Source organism: Mesorhizobium sp. WSM3860, assembly GCF_002294995.1.
Taxonomy (GTDB): Bacteria; Pseudomonadota; Alphaproteobacteria; order Rhizobiales; family Rhizobiaceae; genus Mesorhizobium.
Genome location: NZ_NSGF01000001.1, coordinates 522,376 through 540,267, shown reverse-complemented (window position 1 = coordinate 540,267; position 17,892 = coordinate 522,376). Strand labels below are relative to the sequence as shown.

At 63.4% G+C, this 17,892-nt stretch carries 17 protein-coding genes; 3 read left to right on the top strand and 14 right to left on the bottom strand.

Annotation, left to right across the window (positions count from 1 at the left end; genetic code table 11):
- Positions 1-139 precede the first annotated feature (139 nt).
- Positions 140-1,180: a D-xylose ABC transporter substrate-binding protein gene (gene xylF / locus CK220_RS02830; RefSeq protein WP_095810281.1), complete on the bottom strand. Its 1,041-nt coding sequence runs from the start codon at positions 1,178-1,180 to the stop codon at positions 140-142.
- Positions 1,181-1,527: 347 nt separating this feature from the next.
- On the opposite strand from xylF, the gene CK220_RS02825 reads away from it, so the two are divergent.
- Entirely contained in the window at positions 1,528-2,766 is a 1,239-nt protein-coding gene (locus tag CK220_RS02825; RefSeq protein ID WP_095810054.1) for an ROK family protein, read from the top strand.
- On the opposite strand, the gene phoB is transcribed toward CK220_RS02825, so the two are convergent.
- The 7 genes from phoB to CK220_RS02790 form a co-directional block, all read right to left on the bottom strand.
- The gene (phoB, locus tag CK220_RS02820; RefSeq protein ID WP_010911896.1) at positions 2,767-3,456 is read right to left on the bottom strand and encodes a phosphate regulon transcriptional regulator PhoB; all 690 of its coding nucleotides are present in this window, start codon (positions 3,454-3,456) and stop codon (positions 2,767-2,769) included.
- Positions 3,457-3,475: 19 nt separating this feature from the next.
- Positions 3,476-4,180: a phosphate signaling complex protein PhoU gene (phoU, locus tag CK220_RS02815; protein ID WP_067002096.1), complete on the bottom strand. Its 705-nt coding sequence runs from the start codon at positions 4,178-4,180 to the stop codon at positions 3,476-3,478.
- Between the two features lie 20 nt (positions 4,181-4,200).
- Complete coding sequence (pstB, locus tag CK220_RS02810) at positions 4,201-5,004, bottom strand: phosphate ABC transporter ATP-binding protein PstB (protein WP_095810053.1); 804 nt, start codon at positions 5,002-5,004, stop codon at positions 4,201-4,203.
- Positions 5,001-5,852, bottom strand: a complete 852-nt coding sequence (gene pstA, locus CK220_RS02805) for a phosphate ABC transporter permease PstA (RefSeq protein ID WP_095810052.1) — start codon at positions 5,850-5,852, stop codon at positions 5,001-5,003. The genes pstB and pstA overlap by 4 nt, the downstream gene beginning before the upstream one ends.
- A 3-nt stretch (positions 5,853-5,855) precedes the next feature.
- Positions 5,856-6,842 (bottom strand): phosphate ABC transporter permease subunit PstC, encoded by a 987-nt coding sequence (gene pstC / locus CK220_RS02800; protein WP_095810051.1) that lies wholly within the window; start codon positions 6,840-6,842, stop codon positions 5,856-5,858.
- Between the two features lie 64 nt (positions 6,843-6,906).
- Entirely contained in the window at positions 6,907-7,965 is a 1,059-nt protein-coding gene (pstS, locus tag CK220_RS02795) for a phosphate ABC transporter substrate-binding protein PstS (RefSeq protein ID WP_095810050.1), read from the bottom strand.
- Between the two features lie 513 nt (positions 7,966-8,478).
- Positions 8,479-11,856 carry a response regulator gene (locus CK220_RS02790; RefSeq protein WP_245428931.1) on the bottom strand — a complete coding sequence of 1,126 codons (3,378 nt, stop codon included), beginning with the start codon at positions 11,854-11,856 and terminating at the stop codon, positions 8,479-8,481.
- Positions 11,857-12,488: 632 nt separating this feature from the next.
- Between CK220_RS02790 and CK220_RS02780 the strand changes: the two genes are divergently transcribed.
- Positions 12,489-12,710 carry a hypothetical protein gene (locus CK220_RS02780; RefSeq protein WP_095810048.1) on the top strand — a complete coding sequence of 74 codons (222 nt, stop codon included), beginning with the start codon at positions 12,489-12,491 and terminating at the stop codon, positions 12,708-12,710.
- Between the two features lie 67 nt (positions 12,711-12,777).
- Here CK220_RS02780 and CK220_RS02775 read toward each other — a convergent pair whose 3' ends face one another.
- The 3 genes from CK220_RS02775 to CK220_RS02765 form a co-directional block, all read right to left on the bottom strand.
- Positions 12,778-13,119, bottom strand: coding sequence for a hypothetical protein (locus CK220_RS02775; protein ID WP_245428962.1), 342 nt, complete (start codon positions 13,117-13,119; stop codon positions 12,778-12,780).
- Positions 13,120-13,418: 299 nt separating this feature from the next.
- A complete protein-coding gene (locus CK220_RS02770; protein ID WP_095810278.1) occupies positions 13,419-14,276 on the bottom strand; it encodes a glutathione S-transferase family protein in 858 nt (285 codons plus the stop codon).
- Positions 14,277-14,390: 114 nt separating this feature from the next.
- A complete protein-coding gene (locus CK220_RS02765) occupies positions 14,391-14,972 on the bottom strand; it encodes a VOC family protein (RefSeq protein WP_095810047.1) in 582 nt (193 codons plus the stop codon).
- 316 nt (positions 14,973-15,288) lie between these two features.
- Between CK220_RS02765 and CK220_RS02760 the strand changes: the two genes are divergently transcribed.
- Complete coding sequence (locus CK220_RS02760; RefSeq protein ID WP_141245083.1) at positions 15,289-15,510, top strand: hypothetical protein; 222 nt, start codon at positions 15,289-15,291, stop codon at positions 15,508-15,510.
- Between the two features lie 275 nt (positions 15,511-15,785).
- On the opposite strand, the gene CK220_RS02755 is transcribed toward CK220_RS02760, so the two are convergent.
- The 3 genes from CK220_RS02755 to CK220_RS02745 all read right to left on the bottom strand — a co-directional run bounded on the left by CK220_RS02755 (position 15,786) and on the right by CK220_RS02745 (position 17,694).
- The gene (locus CK220_RS02755) at positions 15,786-15,968 is read right to left on the bottom strand and encodes a hypothetical protein (protein WP_095810277.1); all 183 of its coding nucleotides are present in this window, start codon (positions 15,966-15,968) and stop codon (positions 15,786-15,788) included.
- 345 nt (positions 15,969-16,313) lie between these two features.
- Positions 16,314-16,916, bottom strand: coding sequence for a hypothetical protein (locus tag CK220_RS02750; RefSeq protein WP_095810045.1), 603 nt, complete (start codon positions 16,914-16,916; stop codon positions 16,314-16,316).
- Positions 16,917-16,935: 19 nt separating this feature from the next.
- Positions 16,936-17,694, bottom strand: coding sequence for a DUF4142 domain-containing protein (locus CK220_RS02745; protein WP_095810044.1), 759 nt, complete (start codon positions 17,692-17,694; stop codon positions 16,936-16,938).
- Between the last annotated feature and the right edge of the window lie 198 nt (positions 17,695-17,892).

Here is a 17,892-nt window from a genome sequence, read left to right as displayed (position 1 = left end):
ACAAACGGCTGGAGCGGTTCGGCGATCCTGCCGGACGATCAACTGCCCCAATGGTCTCCGGCTTCAGTACAGTCGAAAGCCTTTGGAGAAACGCCGCGGCTGTTGGGCCGCGGCGCTGCCTTTGAACTTGACGGCCAGCCTAGTTGCAGACCGCGACGCTGCCGGCGGCAACGCCCGCGCAGACTTCGTCCTTCTTGATCCAACCCGCGTCGATGACGACGTTGAGATTGTCCTTGGTGATCGCGACCGGCGTCAGGAACAGCGACTTGACGGTGTTGCCGCCAGGCGTCGTGAAGTCCTTGGCGCCCGCGATGTCGGTCATCTTCTTGCCGTCGGCGAGCTGCGAGGCGATGTCGGCGGCGTTCTTGCCGAGCTCGCGCGCGTCCTTCCACACCGACACCGTCTGGGTGCCGAGCGCGATGCGGTTGAGCGCGGCATGGTCGCCGTCCTGGCCCGAGACCGGAACGGTGCCGGCCAGGCCTTGCGCCGTGAGCGCCGCGACGACGCCGCCGGCGGTGCCGTCATTGGCCGCCACTACGGCATCGACCTTGTTGTCGTTGGCGGTCAGGAACTGCTCCATGTTCTTCTGCGCATTGGCGGGCAGCCAGCCGTCGGTATAGGCCTCGCCGACATTCTTGACCTTGCCGCTGTCGATGGCTTCCTTCAGCACTTCCATCGAGCCGGAGAACAGGAAGTCGGCATTCGGGTCGGCGCCCGAGCCCTTGATGAAGACGTAATTGCCCTCGGGCTTGGCCTTGAACACCTCGCGGGCCTGCATGCGACCGACTTCCTTGTTGTCGAAGGTCAGATAAAACACATCCTTGTTCTCGATCAGGCGGTCGTAGCCGACGACCGGAATGCCTTCGTCGAGCGCCTTCTGCACCGCCGGCCCGATCGCCGAGGCGTCCTGCGCCAGGATGATCAGCGCATTGGCGCCCTGCGAGATCAGGCTTTCGACGTCGGTCAGCTGCTTGCCTGGATTGGACTGTGCGTCGGCGGAAATGTACTTGTCGCCGGCGGCCTCGATCGCCTTCTTCATCGCCGCTTCGTCGGTCTTCCAGCGCTCTTCCTGGAAATTGGACCACGAAACGCCGATCACCTTGTCCTTCGCCTCGGCGACCGACGCCAACGTCAGCGACATGGCGACGCCCGCCAGCATGGCGGCTGCGAATCTCTTCATGATTTCCTCCCTGCGCCCTCGCGGCGCGACCCAAACTGGCCCGAAGGCCATATAGAGGCTTTTTTTCGAGCCTCGAAAAAATACTGGTCGAACGCTAAAGCGCTGTCAACTGCAATTCTGATGGTTTTCGAGGTGTCGCGGACTTTTTTCGAGACCCGCAATAAATAATGACAGTGCCGACCGCTTCTGCCACTATCGCAGAACAGTTCGGAGCAAGCGCAGACCGCGTCACCGAAATTGTAAAAAACCAGGACGGCTCGGGTGCCCGTGTCCGGAACTTAACCGATCTGGCGCGTCGCCGAGGCCCATGAATTATCTAGAGGCCGCGCTGACCGGGAGGAGACAAGATGTCGGTCGGAATCCGTCACGACGATCTGCGCCGCCGCAACCGCGCCATGGTGCTCTCGGCCGTGCGCCGGACCGGCCAACCGTCGCGGACGGAAATCGCGGCGACCACCGGGCTCAGCCATTCGACCATTTCGGCGATCTCTTCCGACCTGATCCAGGAAGGCATCCTGGCCGAGAGCAAGCCGAGCGAGACCGCGTCTCTGAAGCGCGGTCGGCCACAGGTCGGCCTCGCGCTCAAGCCGGAGGCGGCGGCGGTGGTGACGGTGGTGCTGTCGCTGAATTTCCTCTCGGTCGCAGTTATCGATTATGCCGGCCAGGTCATCGCCGAGGAGCAGCGCCGCCTCGACACCCTTACCATGCCACGCGACGAACTGATCGGCGAATGCACGGCGATCGTCCGGCGCCGGCTGGACGATCCTGACCTCGATGTCGGCAGCGTCGCCCGCATCGCCATGGGCATCCAGGGCATCACCGATTCCCATGCCCGCGCCATGCTGTGGTCGCCGATCACGCCGCTCACCGACATTCCCTTCGCCGACATCCTGGAAAAGGAATTCGGCATTCCGGCCACCATGGAGAACGACTGCAACATGATGGCGGTGGCGCTGCAGTGGCGCGATCCCGAGCGCTATCGCGACAATTTCATCGCCATCCTGCTGTCCCACGGCATCGGCATGGGCCTGGTGCTGAAGGGCGAGTTGTTCACCGGCACACATTCTTCGGGCGGCGAGTTCGGCCACATGATCCATCGCCCCGGCGGCGCGCTTTGCCGCTGCGGACGCCGCGGCTGCGTCGAGGCCTATGCCGGCAACTACGCCATCTGGCGCAGCGCCATGAAGATGAGCGAGGACGCCGAGCCGGTCGATGTCGGCGACGCCGACATGCGGGCGCTCGCCGCCAAGGCGCGCGAGACAGACGGCGCGGAGCGCGAGGCCTATCGCCGGGCGGGCGAAGCGCTGGGTTTCGGCCTCGGCAGCCTGTTCGCGCTCATCGACCCGGCGCCGGTCGCCATGGTCGGCGTCAGCGCCGCCGCCTTCGACCTGATCGAGCCGGCTCTGCGCGAGGCCATCGCCCAGACCGCCGGCGGCCAGCATTCGAAGTCGATCTCCTTCGACACCGAACCCAACGAATTGCCGCTGATCCGCGAGGGCTGCGCCATTCGCGCGCTGACCTTTGTCGACCAGGAGATTTTCGCCTCAGGCGTCCAGGCGCGAGCAGGCGGAAAGAACGTCGCCTGATCAATCTTCCCTGATCGCGTATCCCGCCCCGCGGATGGTGCGGATCACATCGGGCATGCGGCCGTTGTTGACCGCCTTGCGCAGGCGTCCGACATGCACGTCCACGGTGCGCTCGTCGATATAGATCGTCTCGCCCCAGACATTGTCGAGCAGCTGGCTGCGCGAGAACACCCGGCCGGGATGCCGCATCATGAATTCGAGCAGCCGGAACTCGGTCGGACCAAGCCGGATCTCGCTCTTCTTGCGGTAGACGCGGTGCGATTCGCGGTCGAGGACGATGTCGCCGACCTTGAGCACGCTGGACAGCACCTCCGGCTTGGCGCGGCGCAGCAGCGCCTTGACCCTGGCCATGAATTCCGGCGTCGAGAACGGCTTGACCAGATAGTCGTCGGCGCCGGTCGAGAGGCCGCGCACCCTGTCGCTTTCCTCGCCGCGCGCGGTCAGCATGATGATCGGCAGCCGCTCGGTCTCGGGCCGCATCCGAAGACGCCGGCAGAGCTCGATGCCGGACACCGCCGGCACCATCCAGTCAAGGACTAGCAGGTCGGGCACATTCTCCTGCAGGCGGATTTCGGCCTCGTCGCCGCGGGTCACCACCTCGACCTGATAGCCCTCGGATTCGAGGTTGTAGCGGAGCAGCACCCCCAGCGGCTCCTCGTCCTCCACCACCATGATGCGTGGCGCGATCATATAGCAGGCACCTTCGCTGTCAGGCCGCCGGCGCCGACATCGCCGTCTCGTCCTGCTTAGGACGATTCGCGGGCAATTGCGTGCCGGTCAGCACATAGTAGGCGTTCTCGGCGATGTTGGTGACGTGGTCGCCGATGCGCTCCAGATTCTTGGCGCAGAACAACAGATGCGTGCAAGCCGTGATGTTGCGCGGATCCTCCATCATATAAGTCAGGAGCTCGCGGAAGACGGAGGTGTATTTGACGTCGATGCGCTCGTCGTCGTTGCGGAGCTTGGCGAGCGCCGTGGCGTCGCCGGCCGCGTATTCCTCGATCACGCCCTGCACCTGGATCAGCACCAGCTGCGCCATCGAGTCGATTGAGTGCGAAAGGTCGCGCGGCGCGGCGCTGACGCCGACCGAGCCGACGCGCTTGGCGATGTTCTTGGCAAGGTCGCCGATGCGCTCGAGATCGCCGGCCATGCGGATGGCGCCGACCACGCTGCGCAGGTCGTCGGCCATCGGCTGGCGTTTGGCGATCAGCGTGATGGCGCGATCGTCGAGCTCGCGCTGGCGCGCGTCCATGATGGCATCGTCGGAGACCACGCGCTGCGCCAAAGCGTTGTCGGAATTCAGCAGAGCCTTTGTCGAGGCGCCGACCATCGAGCCGGCAAGGTCGCCCATGTCGCGGATGAGCTGGCTGATCTGCCTCAGATCCTCGTCGAAGGAAGCGACCGTATGGGCCATGGTTATGTCCTCGTATGAACTCAGCCGAAGCGGCCGGTGATGTAGTCCTGCGTGCGCTTCTCGCGGGGCGAGGTGAAGATCTTTTCGGTCCGGTCGAATTCGACCAGTTCGCCGAGATACATGAACGCCGTCTGCCGCGACACGCGCGCCGCCTGCTGCATGTTGTGGGTGACGATCACGATCGTGTAGTCGGCCTGCAACTCGTCGATCAGCTCCTCGATCTTGGCGGTCGACAGCGGATCGAGCGCCGATGCCGGCTCGTCGAGCAGGATGACCTCCGGCTTCACCGCCACCGTGCGGGCGATGCAGAGCCGCTGCTGCTGGCCGCCGGAAAGGCTCTGGCCGCTGGCGTTGAGCTTGTCCTTGACCTCGTTCCACAGCGCCGCGCGCTTCAGCGCCTGTTCGACCCGGTTGTCCATCTCGGCTTTGCTGATCTTCTCATACAGCCTGACGCCGAAGGCGATGTTCTCGTAGATCGACATCGGGAACGGCGTCGGCTTCTGGAACACCATGCCGATCTTGGTCCTGAGCAGGTTCAAGTCCTGCGAGCGGTCGAGGATGTTCTTGCCGTCGAGCAGCACCTGGCCTTCGGCGCTCTGCTTCGGGTAGAGCTCGTAGATGCGGTTGAGCACGCGCAGCAGCGTCGACTTCCCGCAGCCCGAAGGTCCGATGAAGGCGGTGACGCTGCGCTCGGGCAGCGACAGGTTGATGTCCTTCAGCGCCTTCGACTGGCCATAGTAGAAGTTGAGGTTCTTGACCTCGATCTTGGCCTTCTCGACGGCCGTCTCGGCTACGTTCAGGTCGGTGGACAACATCGGTTTCATCTGTCCTCTCTGCGTCCGGTAAGGCTGCGGGCGAAGATGCTCAGCCCGAGAACCGTCAGGGTGATTATGAGTGCGCCCGTCCAGGCCAGTTGCTGCCATTCCTCATAAGGGCTCAGCGCAAACTGGAAGATCGTCACCGGCAGGCTGGCCATCGGCGCGTTGAGATTGCTCGACCAGAACTGGTTGTTGAGCGCGGTGAACAGCAGCGGCGCCGTCTCGCCCGAAATGCGGGCGATCGCCAGCAATATGCCGGTGACGATGCCGGACAGTGCGGCGCGATAGGCGACCGAGCGGATCACCACCCAGCGCGGCGCGCCGATGGCGGTGCCGGCCTCGCGCAGTGCGTTGGGCACAAGGTTCAGCATGTCCTCGGTGGTGCGCACGACGACGGGGATCACCAGGATCGACAAGGCCACCGCGCCGGCGATCGCCGAGAAATGACCCATCGGCCGCACCATCAGCTCATAGACGAACAGGCCGACGATGATCGACGGCGCCGACAACAGGATGTCGTTGATGAAGCGCACCACCGTCGTGAGACGCGAGAAGCGCCCGTACTCGGCCATATAGGTTCCGGCGAGCACGCCGATCGGCGTGCCGACGACGATGCCGATGATGGTCATCACGATGCTGCCGTAGATGGCGTTGAGCAGGCCGCCGGCGTCGCCGGGCGGCGGTGTCATTTCCGTGAACACCGAAAGCGAGAGACCCGAGATCCCCTTGTAGAGAAGGGCGCCGAGGATCAGCGCCAGCCAGACGAGGCCGATGCCCGCCGCTATGGTGCACAGTGCCATCATCACGGCGTTCTTGCGCTTGCGGCTTCGGTGGAGCGATGCGGCTGTCGACATCGGTCAGGCTCCCGTGCGGCTATCGATGCGCAACAGCATGTAGCGTGCGAGCGCGAGGATGATGAAGGTGATGATGAACAGGATCAGGCCGAGCGCGACCAGCGAGGACGTGTAAAGCTCGCCGTCGGCCTCGGTGAATTCGTTGGCGATGGTTGCCGAGATCGTCGTGCCGGGCGCAAACAGCGAGGCGCTGATGCGGTGCGCGTTGCCGATGACGAAGGTGACTGCCATCGTCTCGCCGAGCGCGCGGCCGAGACCGAGCATGACGCCGCCCATGATGCCGACCCGTGTATAGGGGATGGTCACGCGGCGGGTCACTTCCCAGGTCGTGCAGCCGATGCCGTAGGCCGATTCCTTCAGCACCGCCGGCACCGTATCGAACACGTCCTTGGTGATCGAGGTGATGAAGGGCAGCACCATGATGGCGAGGATCAGCGACGACGTCAGCAGGCCGATGCCGTAGGGCGGACCGGCAAACAGGCTGGAGAGGCCCGGTATGCCGTGGAAAAGCTTGATGATGAACGGCTGTATCGTCGTCTGCAGGAATGGCGCGAAGACGAACAGGCCCCAGATGCCGTAGATGATCGAGGGAATGCCGGCGAGCAGCTCGACCGCGATGCCGATCGGGCGCCTGAACGGGCGCGGGCAGAGCTCGGTCAGGAACACGGCGATGCCGATGCCGATCGGCACGGCAATGAGGATGGCGATGGCGGAGGTGACGATGGTCCCGTAGATGGGCGCGAGCGCGCCGAAATTCTCGGTGACCGGATTCCACGATTCGGTAGTCAGGAAGGAGAAGCCGAACTTCGACAGCGCCTCCCACGAGCCGGCGATCAGCGAGACCGCGACGCCGCCGAGAAGAACCAGCACGAGTATGGCGGAAAGGCGCGTGGCCGTTCGGAAGATCGTGTCGGTCAGGGCGAAGCGGCGCACTGTCGCTTCCCTGGTCCGCATGGCGGACGATGTCACGGCTTCGGAAACGGCTGTCATTTCGCCCCTCGCATTTCGAAAGAGACAGGAGGGCGCCGGATGCGCCCTCCCTATTCCCTAGGAATTACATGCCGGAGTAGAGCGGCTTGCCGTTCCCGTCGACGATGTCCTTGCTCCACATTTCCTCGACGCTCTTCACGACCGCGTCGGGCATCGGAACATAGTCCAGCTCGGCGGCCATGTCGTCGCCCTTGGCGTAGGACCAGGCGAAGAACTTGAGCGCTTCGGTGGTGGCCGCCGCATCGTCGGGCTTTTGGTAGACGAGGATCCAGGTCGCGGAGGTCATCGGCCAGCTTTCAGCACCAGCCTGGTTTGCCAGGATGACGCCGTAGCCAGGCTTCGAGCTCCAGTCGGCATTGGCCGCAGCAGCGGAGAACGCGGCAGCGGTCGGCTCGACCTTCTTGCCGTCCTTATTGATCAGGTCGGTATAGGTGAGCTTGTTCTGCTTGGCGTAGGCATACTCGACATAGCCGATCGCGCCACCGGTCTGCGCCACGTTGTTGGCGACGCCTTCGTTGCCCTTGGCGCCGATGCCCACCGGCCACTCGAGCGCGGTATTGACGCCGACCTTCGACTTCCAGTCGGCGCTGACGTCGGCCAGATAGTAGCTGAAGTTGAACGTGGTGCCCGAGCCGTCCGAACGGTGGACGACCGCGATCGCCTGGTCGGGCAGCTTGACGTCGGGGTTGAGCTTCTTGATCGCCTCGTCGTTCCAGTTGGTGATCTTGCCGACGAAGATGTCGGCCAGCGTCGGGCCGTCGAGCACCAGTTCGCCCGGCTTGACGCCTTCGAGGTTGACGACCGGAACGATGCCGCCCATCACCATCGGGAACTGCGCGAGCCCGGTCGACTTGAGATCGTCGCCCTTGAGCGGCGCGTCCGAGGCGCCGAAGGTCACGGTCTTGGCCTTGATCTGCTTGATGCCGCCGCCGGAGCCGATCGACTGATAGTTGAGACCGATGCCGGTCTCCTTTTTGTAGGCGTCGGCCCACTTGGCATAGATCGGATAGGGGAAGGTAGCACCGGCGCCGGAGATGTCGGCCGCCATAGCGGCGGAGAGGGAAAGCGTGGATGCCGCAGCCATTGCAATCGCAACGGCCGCCGAGCGGATGAAATGTCTCATGTGGCCTGCTCCTGTTCGGAATATGGTCTCTCGGCACCCTTTTTTAGTGGCGCCTGGTGAGCGCAATAGACTTCGATTATTACAGTCGCATGACAGTTTCGTGTCAGCCCGGTAACGCCTGAACGGGGATGACTGGGGGCCTACGGCCGCCATTTGCGGACCAAGCCGAAGTTGCCGCGGGAATCAGTAGCTTGTCTGACTTTTGAATCAAAAATTATCCCGGCGGCCGGATCTCCGGCCGCCGGGAAATAAAATCCGGACGAGAGCGCGTTGCCTGTGCGCCAGAGCGGATCATGGCCTGGCCATCGCCGAAAACAGGTCCGTTGGGGTAGAGTCGACGCTGTTCCTTGCCGGCGGTCGCTGCTCCCGCCCGTAACCGAAGGGCGGAATCGACAGCAACCATTGTCCTGACCTGGCCTTCGTTTTGTATGGTGCGATCACACCATATGTCTGCGTTGGACGCAGACAACGGACCTCGTCGACGACGCCGTGAACGGCCGCGCAGAAAGGCTGTTATCCGACGCTGCGGCGGACTTCCGCACCGGACCCGAGCCATCTTTCAAGCTTCTCGAGCAGCGCCTTCGGGCTGATCGGCTTCGGCAGGTAATCGTCCATGCCGGCTTCCAGGCAGCGCTCGCGGTCGCCCTTCAGCGCATGCGCGGTGACGCCGACGATCGGCACATGCGTGCCCATCTCGGCTTCGAGCCGGCGGATGGCCGCGGTCGCCTCCAGGCCGCTCATCTCGGGCATCGACACATCCATCAGGATCATGCGGGGGTTGAGCTTGCCCAAGGCGTCCAGTGCCTTGCGGCCGTTGCCGACGATTTCGAACTGATAGCCGGTCTCGCCCAGGATTTGCGTGAACACCATCTGGTTCACTTCGTTATCCTCGGCGACGAGGATGTCGAGCCCGCGCTCCGCGCCGGCCAGGCGTGGACGGGCACGTGCCGGCGGCGGCTGCAGCAGGACGCGATCCGCCGCCGTCGCCGGCGCGGTGGACGCTTGCGGCGCGCCGGAGCCGGTCTCGACGCCGCCGGTCAACGGCGGATGGATGGCCGCCGTGCTGTGGCGATGACGCTGGATGGTGGCGACCAGCGTCTCCAGCAAGATCGAGGAGCGCGCCGGCTTGATCAGCTGCGCGTCGATGCCGAGATTGCGGTAAGCGGCGCTGGCGAGCGACTGGTCGACCGAGGTCAGCATGATGATCGGCGTGTGCGCGAGGCCGGCGGTGTCGCGCACGATGCGCGCCATTTCGGCGCCGGTCATGACCGGCATCTGGTAGTCAAGCACGACGCAGTCGACAGGCACGCCGTAGGCGGCAGCCGCAATCAGCACCTTCAGTCCCTCGGCGCCGCTTTCGGCCGCGCAGGAATCGAAGCTCCACGAGGCCATCTGCTCGCTGAGGATCGAGCGGTTGACGGCATTGTCGTCGACGATCAGCACGCGCGCGCCGGTCACGTCGACCGGCATGATCCGCTGCCCGCCTCGCTCGGCCCGCGGCAGCGTGACGGTGAACCAGAAGGTCGAGCCCTTGCCCTCGGCGCTGTCGACGCCGATCTCGCCGCCCATCAGCTCGACCAGCCGCGAGGTGATGGCAAGGCCGAGCCCGGTGCCCTCGTGCCGTCTTGTCGAGGAGGTATCGACCTGGCTGAACTTCTCGAACACCAGCTTCAGCTTGTCTTCCGGAATGCCGATGCCGGTATCGGTGACCGAGATGGCGAGCTTCGTCCCCGACGGAACGCGCTCGCCGGTCACGTCGACGAGCACATGGCCCTCGTCGGTGAACTTCACCGCATTGCCGAGCAGGTTGGTGACGATCTGCCGGATCCGGCCGACATCGCCGACGAACTGCCCGTCGAGCCCGGGCTGGACGCGAACGATGAGCTCGAGGTCCTTTTCCTTGGCGCGCGTCGACACCAGCGTCGCCACATCCTCGATCGCCTCGGCAAGGTTGAAGGGCGCCGGGTCGAGCACGAGCTGGCCGGCATCGATCTTGGAGAAGTCGAGGATGTCGTTGATGATGGTGAGCAGCGCGTTGCCCGATTTGACGATGATGTCGGTGAACGTCTTCTGCTTTGGGTCGAGATCCGACTTGGCGAGCAGCTCGGCCATGCCGAGCACGCCATTCATCGGCGTACGGATCTCGTGGCTCATATTGGCGAGGAACTCGGACTTGGCGCGGTCGGCAAGCACGGCGCGCCGGCGCGCCTCGCTAAGCTCGGCCTCGCGCTGTTTCAGTTCCGTTATGTCCGTGGTCGACCCGATCAGATAGAGCGAACCGTCGGACGCGATCATCGCGCCCTTGCGCGCGAACTGGTGACGCACGCTGCCGTCGGGCAGCGTCACCTGTTCTTCGATCTCCTGCGTCTCGCCGGTGCGCAGCACCGCCAGGTCGCCGGCGACGAAAGCTTCGCCGTCCGCGCCGAAGATCTCGACGTCGGTCCTGCCGATCGCCTCTTGCTTGCTGAAGCCGGTGAGATCGCACCAACCCTTGTTGACGTAGAATTGCCTTAGATCCGAACGCTTCGCGTAGATCGACACCGGCACGTTGTCGATCAGGTTGCGGAACACCTCGTTCTCGCTCATGCTTTCCTTGAGCACCCGCTCGCGCGCCTTGACCTCGGTGATGTCGGTGCTGGAACCGACCAGATGCACCGATCCGTCGGTCGCGACGAGGCGGCTCTTGCGCGTCATCAGCTGCCGCACCGTGCCGTCGCGATGGGTGACAGGCTCCTCGACTTCGCGCCCCTTGCCGGTCGCGATGACCTCGGCGTCGTCATGGCTGTAGGTTTCGGCGTCCTCGGCGCCGAAAAGCTGCCGGTCCGTCTTGCCGATGACGTCTTCCTTGGCAATGCCGGTCAGCGAGCACCAGGCCTTGTTGACGAACTCGATCGTAAGATCCTCGGCCTTGATGAACGCCGCCACCGGCAATTCGTCCATGACATGCCGGTAAAGGTCGATCTGCCGCATCGAGTCGCGCAGCGCCTCCTCGCGGGCCTTGATGTCGGAAATGTCGACGCGCACGCCTATGAACGTGCCGTCTTCCGCTCTCATATCGTAGACCTGGGACCAGCGACCGTCGGGATTGAGCCGCTCATAGGACGAATTGGGCAGCTGGTAACGCTTCAGCATGGCGTCGAGCCAGCGTTCTTTGTCGACAGCGTAGAGATTGTCGATCTCGACGTCGCCGCTCGTCCGGAAATAGCCGGCGGCATGACCGAGAGCGAGCGCCTCGCGCAACGTGACGCCCGGCTGCCAGGCCGGCTTCAGCGCCGGCAAACTGTCATGCAGCTTGCGGTTGGCGAAGACGAATCTATCGTCGCGGTCATAGATGATGACGCCGGCCGGCAGCGACTCCAGCACGGTGGCGAGATTCTTGCGCGCATCCTCTGCCTCGGTCTCGCGATGCTTCATGTCGGTGATGTCGACATAGGAGATCAGACGCTTGCCGCCGGCAAGCGGTGCCAGCGAGGCGATCAGCATGCGGCCGTCATTGCGCGGCAACTGCCGGGAACCGGCAACGCCTGCCCGAATTTCCGCCTCGCGCTCGGCGATGTGGCGTTGCCAGCGCGCCTCGTCGGCACCATAGGGGTCGGCGTCGCGGCTGGCCTCCATCAGCTCGCGGAAGCCGCAGCCGGCAGTGGCGCGGCGCGGATCGATCTTCCAGAAGTCGTAGAAGGCGCGGTTGATGATCTCGGCCCTGAGGTCGGCATCGAGGACGATGACGCCGATCGGCATCGAATCGACCATCAGGCGAAGATTGGCGAGCGCTTCCGAAGTCGCCGCCGCATGCTGATCGGGGGCGCGAGGGACCGCCGCCTCGCCGCGCTCGACCGCGCCTTCGAAATAACGGGCGGCGCCCATCTCGAAAGTACCGTCCGTATCCGCCATCCCTACCCCCAGGCCGAACCCTCCCGGTTCGTCGGCGGAATGTGCCCGACAAGCATTAACGATCGGCTAACCTTAACGATTCGCAACCGAACACGCCCGATGCCGTTAACGGACGCCGGTCCGATCTCGCTGCGGTAATCCGTCCGTTGGCGAACCCACCGCTGCCGGGCTATAAAATCGGTGGGGGTATAGCTGATGCTTGGTCGAATGCTCGCTTTTGTTCTCTGTCCGGCGCTGCTCGCGACAAGCGGCTGCACGCGGAGCGACGACGGAACCGTCATCATTCCCAGCCGGATGGACGTCAGGCGCATTTGGGACAAGGCCCCGCCAGGAACAACAGCCTCGAGGCAGGTTGCAACGGACGTGTTTCCTCAGCCGCCGAGCGCGCCGGTGAGTTCCCCCAGCCGAAGACGGGTTTCGACGGCCCCTTCCTTTCAGCCGGATTTGGCCGATGCGTCCTCCCAGCCGCAGAAGGCGCTCGCCTGCCGGAATGTCAGCGAACCCGGCAAGCGCTATCGCGTCGTCTGCGAGTAGAGTCGCGACTAAGATCAAGATCGCGTGTTTTCTCATTGCGCGCGTGAAACCTTTGTGTGGCGTCTGGCGTTATCGGCGCAGCACGAAGGGGAGCGAAGATGTCTGTTCATTTCACCGTCTCAGGCCTGACCAGAAACCTGATCCATTCGCTTGGACTGGATCACGAGCGGGCCCCGAGGCGTCTGACACCCGAGCAAAATCTGCTGCTGGAATGCTATCTGGCCGGACAAATTCCGGAATCGGCCTGGAGCGACTACATCTTCGAGATGCCGCAACTGGAAAAACACGCCAATGCCCGCCGCGGGCGCAATCCGGCGTAACGCGGCCCGGCCACAGAACGCCCCTTAGAAAGCATAGCCAAAGGCGAAGTTGAGCAGTTCGGCAGTTCTACTGCTGAACTCCTTTGGCGTTGTCCTTCGGCGAATTGAACTGAAGCGTAAAGATCTTCCCGGGAATTCCTTTGGCGAGGTCCGGCGAAAAGCTGAGCGGCAGGCAGTTCCGCAGGGCGGCGGTCGCCGCGTCGACATAGGCCTGACGCGCCTTGTCATCCCCGTTGACCTTGATGGCCGTTGGCCTCGGCGGGCCGATCAGCGTGCCGTCGCGCTTGAAGCTGAAGCTCAAGGTGACCGAGGCAGTTCCGGAATCGGCCGGCGGCGTCCAGCACGCCTGCAGCGCGGCGCCGACCTCGTTCATCGTGTTGAGCGATGTGGCATCTGCCGGAAAAGGCATCGCCAGCAGCGCGCCTGCGATCGCTGAAAGTCTAGCCGTGCTTCTCATGGCTCTGTCCTCGCCGCTTTCGCCCGTTCGCATGGTACGATCAACGACGCGGATGACAATAGAATTCCAACCGCGCCGGCACCCGACAAAATCAAGGTGTCGTGACGCTGGCGCGCCACCGGAAAGCAAAAAGGCCGGCGTTGAGCCGACCTTTCCTTCGCCTCGGCAATCGCGCCAGTACATCCGTGGTCGCAGCGAGGACCGAGACACTAGACAAGGCTTTGGTTAACGAAACCCTAACCTCGGATTTCTTAAGCCGTGGCCTGGGCCTTCACATGGGCGATGTAGCCGCGCACGTCGTCGGCCGGCTCCGCGTAGGCCTTGCCGAGCTTCTTCTCGATCGCAGCCATATAGTCCTTCGCCCATTTGGGCAGCGCGTAGTCGATGACCGCGAGGAACTCGAGTGTCGCCGCCAGGCGGATGTCGGCGATCGACGGGTTGTTGCCGCCGATGAACGGCTTGCCGTCCCTGAAGAAGCTATGAAAGACCTCCAACGGCTCGGCGATTGCGGCGATGGCAGCCTTCTGCGCCTCCGATTTCTTGTCGGGATGGGCATCGCTGTGGCCGACCTCGCCGGCATATTGCGGAAAGCCGAGTGCCGGATAAGTGGCTCTGGCCACATAGGGATAGAGCGTTCCGACCAGGTAGAACATGGCGCTGTCGACCATCGCCCGCTTGGCCGGCGCCTTTGGATAGAACTTGTCCAGCCCGTGCTTGTTGGCGAGGTACTGCATGATGGCGCAGCTTTCCCAAAGCACGCCTCTGGGAAGTCCCTTGTCCTCGATCATCGGCGTCAGATGCGCCGGGTTTCGTGCCAGGAATTCGGGCGTGCGCGTCTGGCCCCAGGCGTCGGTCTCGGCATGGTCGAGCCCGGCCGCTCGCGTGAACACCCGGACCGTCATGTTGTTGACGCTGGGCCTCAGCATGCTGAGCTTCACGGCGGGTCTGTTGGCCGGCCTCGGCTTGGCTTTAAGCGCGGCCTTTGCCGTCGCTTTAGGCGCGGCTTTTGCCGTCGCTTTAGGCGCGGCTTTTGCCGTCGCTTTAGGCGCGGCTTTTGCCGTCGCTTTAGGCGCAGCCTTTGCGGCCGGCTTGACTGCCTTGGCCGACATCTTGGCGGCAGTCACCTTTGCTGCCGGCTTTGCCATCTTCGCTGCCGGCTTGGCGGCGGCCTTGTTCGTTCCCTTCGTTGCAGCCTTTGCCATCTGATCCTCCCTCTGACCTGTTCAGTATGGATTTTTCGCCGCCCGGTTCTCGGACAATGTCTCGCGCGATCGCTCGACCAGCGCCTGGATGGCGTCGGCAAGGTGCGCCTCGGCGATATTGTAGTCGCCGCGCGCAACGCGGATCTTGTGCGCCGCCATCAGCACGTCGGCATGACTGAAGCCCGCAGGCGGCTCGAACCGGTAGTAGGCAAGCTCGATCAGCAGCCCAAGCGGATCCTCGAAATAGATCGAATCCATGAAGCCGCGATCTTTGACGCCGCTGTGCTTGATGCTGCACTCGTCGAGCCGGGCGACCGCCTGCAGGAACGTCACGCGCGACACCGAGAACGCGATGTGGTGGACACAACCCGTATCGGTCGGCGTGCGCCGCTTGACGGGGCTGCGGCTCTCATCGGTGAAGACCGTGATCAGCCGGCCATCGCCGGGGTCGAAATAGAGGTGGCTTTCGCTCGCCTTGTCGAGATTGGGCTGCTCGAAGATGAATGGCATGCCGAGCACGCCTTCCCAGAAATCGATGGAAGTCTGGCGATTGGCGCCGACCAGCGTGATGTGATGGACACCTTGCGACTGCAGTTTTTGCATTGGCTCCTCCCGACCCCGCCGCGCCTGCCGCCGGACGACATGGCCAGGTTCCGTTAAATCGGCGCCGGGCAGGCGACCGCCGCACGGCTTCGCTCCCCTGGGTTCCGCATTCCGCATCCTGCCGGATCGCGGCCGAAACCTTGATTATCGGATGCTAATTCAATCCGAGGCGTTGCGCCAGAAGCGGCGACACGGCATCGCACCAGCACGTCATCGGCGGCCGCAAGGAGGATGCGCAAGACTCTGTTCACCATGCTTGATGGCCGACCGGGCCAGCGGAACCGCCTGCCCGGCACCACCGTTTACAACCATGGCATTGGCCGACGACATCCAAATGGCGGAACGCCATGTTCTGCAGGCCGAGCAGCACATCAAGCGCCAGCGCGCGCGCATCGCTGCGCTAAAGCGCCGTCGGTTGCCGCGAGGCAAGGCGTCCAGCTTTCTGCAGTTGCTTGAAGACGCCCAATCGACGCACCTGAATCATCTGTCGCTGTTGCTGGAGAGGGCGTCCCGTGAACGGACCCGAGCCGGCATTTAGACTTGGACGCCTGGTTCAGCGCCGGCAGCCTACCGAAGCCTTGTTTGTAGGCCATCGTGCCGTCCTTGAGGACGCCCGAAATGGCGACAGCGCTACGCTTTACGTCGCCGATGAGCGCGTATTCGGCTACCTGCTGATCGATAGCTTCTCAGCGATAGCGGCGACGTTCACGCTGTCCTCGCGCAGCATGGCTCTTCACGATAGCCGGCTTTCGGGTGTTACTACCCACAGCGCGGACTCTCTAGAAATCTCGTTCTACCCTCGAAGAAGAAGCACTACTCCGCCTTCGCCGGCGTTTCTTTCTTGATTTCCGTCGATGTCGACGTGTCGGCCTTGTCAACGCTCGCCGTCTGCTGCGCGTCGACTGAGGCCTGATCCTTCGCGTGTGCGGGGCAATTGGCTGATGCTGCAGAGACCGACAGGCCCAGCGCGAAGATCGTTGCGAGGAAGGCTTTCATCATCATCCTCCTTTTGGCAAGTGACATAGCGTAACCCGCTCGTTGCGCGCCGCAAAATCACTTTTCACTCCCCGGATCACAGCTGGGTCGCGCGCCGAGGCGGCAGAGAACCTTACTGACGGCTAACGGGACGCTTGCTCCCATGCGATATTGAATCAATTCGAGGTGTTGCGTTGGGTTTCGAATGCGCAAGCCCGGGACGACGTGATGACTGGGTCCGTGACCTGAAAGACAGCGTCTCTACGCTGCATGAGCGGATGGACCGAACTCCGTTGCTCCGGCAGTAGGCGCTGTCTAGGCGCCAGAGCGTGAAGCCCCCAGGCCTTTCGCCTGGGGGCGATATGGTCAAACGCGGTTTGCGTAGCGCGCTCGATCGCGCTCGATCTCGTCGGCGGTGTAGTTTTCGGCGCCAGCGTCAAAACTCGTCCAACCGTCCGCTTCGTAGGCGCTGCGGCGATCTTCCAAGTTCACTGATCTTGATTGCCCGAGGATTCTCTCGGCTTCGCCGGCCAACGCGTCGCCGACCCTCGCCGTGACCAACGTCCCGCCGCGGCGCACACCCTCGGCGTAGACATGAGCATCCTTTTCCGGGACCCCGGAGTCGGTAAGGGCTCCGACGATGCCGCCGGCGGCCCCGCCGACGACTGCGCCTCCCAATGCGCCTGCAGCAGTAGCGGCGAGCCACCCTGCGGCGACAACAGGGCCCACGCCTGGGATAGCCATGATCCCAAGCCCCGTCAGCAACCCGCCGGTGCCGCCAATGAGGGCACCCACACCGGCGCCGCCAGCCGCATCTTCGGCGGCATCCGAGCGGTCGTCTTGGTACCAGCCGGTCGAATTATTGGCGACGATGCTGATGTCGGAATGCGGAACGCCGATGGCTTCAAGTTCACTGACGGCATCGGAAGCGTTGTCATAATTGTCAAATAGTCCGGTCACGGTTCTCATGGTTGAACTCCAATCCGTTTCAGTTGCTGCCGGCAACGACGTTGCCTTGATAATCGAGCGCCACGGTTGTCTTCTTTCCATCCTTAGTGGCTTGACCGCGCCAGATGCCTTGATCGTCCTTGGTTAGCGCTGAGACATCCGAGAAGCCGGCATCCTGGATCCGGCTCTTGGCCTGGTCTTCCGTGAAGCTATTGGCGCCGGGCACCGGAGCGGCCGGATTTTTGGTGTCGGTCGTGGTGACGGCCGGAGTTGTCGAACTCGTCGTCGTGCCGGATTCGTCGTCCATGGTGGAAGCGATCTTCTCGATCATTTCCTTATGCATTTTGAGTGTGGGCAAGGTCTCCGATGCGAACGCCTTGAGCTGAGCATTGTCGCCCCCCTTGGCATAGCTCTCGAACAGCTTCACGGCGTCCGCGTGGGCATCACGCTGCATCTGCACATAGGTCTTTTCGACCGGATCCTTGCCATTCTGAAGGGCGTCGAGGTCGCTCTTGTGCTTGGCATCCGTCTCGGCGGGCACTTTGAGCTTCTGCTCGCCGGCAATCGTTTCGAGCTTTGCATTGGCCGCCCCATGATCGTCGATCATCTTTTGGGCGAAGTCTTTGACCGCCTGATCCTGGGCTTTTCCTTGGGCGATCTTACTCGACTCGACCTCGAACATGCCCGCGTTGGCAGCCTTGTCGACGAATCCCTGGGCATCCTCGGCGCCAAGGGCAGGCACTGCAAATGTGATGGCGGCGGCTGTGGTCAGCGCAACCAGTAGATGGCGATTTTTCATGGAGAAGTTCCTAGTTGGGCACAGATCGTGCTGCAAACCCAACAAGCGTCCGACACCTTTGTTCCGAGCGCGGTTTGATTTAGCGAGGAGTACCGGCAGTCTCTTCACTAGGACCCAGGTGCCGGCTTTTCAGTCCCGGCACGCTCGGTCCTATGAGCGGAACAAAAGCCGACAGGGATCGAGGCCAGCAAGGTTCCT

Bases quoted from the DNA above. Each gene is read 5' to 3' on its own strand.
- CK220_RS02780 (WP_095810048.1), top strand. From the start codon at position 12,489: ATGTCTGTTCATTTCACCGTCTCAGGCCTGACCAGAAACCTGATCCAT.
- CK220_RS02765 (WP_095810047.1), bottom strand. From the start codon at position 14,972: ATGCAAAAACTGCAGTCGCAAGGTGTCCATCACATCACGCTGGTCGGC.
- phoU (WP_067002096.1), bottom strand. From the start codon at position 4,180: ATGGCCCATACGGTCGCTTCCTTCGACGAGGATCTGAGGCAGATCAGC.
- pstA (WP_095810052.1), bottom strand. From the start codon at position 5,852: ATGTCGACAGCCGCATCGCTCCACCGAAGCCGCAAGCGCAAGAACGCC.
- xylF (WP_095810281.1), bottom strand. From the start codon at position 1,180: ATGAAGAGATTCGCAGCCGCCATGCTGGCGGGCGTCGCCATGTCGCTG.
- CK220_RS02750 (WP_095810045.1), bottom strand. From the start codon at position 16,916: ATGAGAACCGTGACCGGACTATTTGACAATTATGACAACGCTTCCGAT.
- CK220_RS02745 (WP_095810044.1), bottom strand. From the start codon at position 17,694: ATGAAAAATCGCCATCTACTGGTTGCGCTGACCACAGCCGCCGCCATC.
- CK220_RS02790 (WP_245428931.1), bottom strand. From the start codon at position 11,856: ATGGCGGATACGGACGGTACTTTCGAGATGGGCGCCGCCCGTTATTTC.
- pstS (WP_095810050.1), bottom strand. From the start codon at position 7,965: ATGAGACATTTCATCCGCTCGGCGGCCGTTGCGATTGCAATGGCTGCG.
- CK220_RS02770 (WP_095810278.1), bottom strand. From the start codon at position 14,276: ATGTCGGCCAAGGCAGTCAAGCCGGCCGCAAAGGCTGCGCCTAAAGCG.
- pstC (WP_095810051.1), bottom strand. From the start codon at position 6,842: ATGACAGCCGTTTCCGAAGCCGTGACATCGTCCGCCATGCGGACCAGG.
- CK220_RS02825 (WP_095810054.1), top strand. From the start codon at position 1,528: ATGTCGGTCGGAATCCGTCACGACGATCTGCGCCGCCGCAACCGCGCC.
- pstB (WP_095810053.1), bottom strand. From the start codon at position 5,004: ATGAAACCGATGTTGTCCACCGACCTGAACGTAGCCGAGACGGCCGTC.
- phoB (WP_010911896.1), bottom strand. From the start codon at position 3,456: ATGATCGCGCCACGCATCATGGTGGTGGAGGACGAGGAGCCGCTGGGG.
- CK220_RS02775 (WP_245428962.1), bottom strand. From the start codon at position 13,119: ATGCCTTTTCCGGCAGATGCCACATCGCTCAACACGATGAACGAGGTC.
- CK220_RS02755 (WP_095810277.1), bottom strand. From the start codon at position 15,968: ATGAAAGCCTTCCTCGCAACGATCTTCGCGCTGGGCCTGTCGGTCTCT.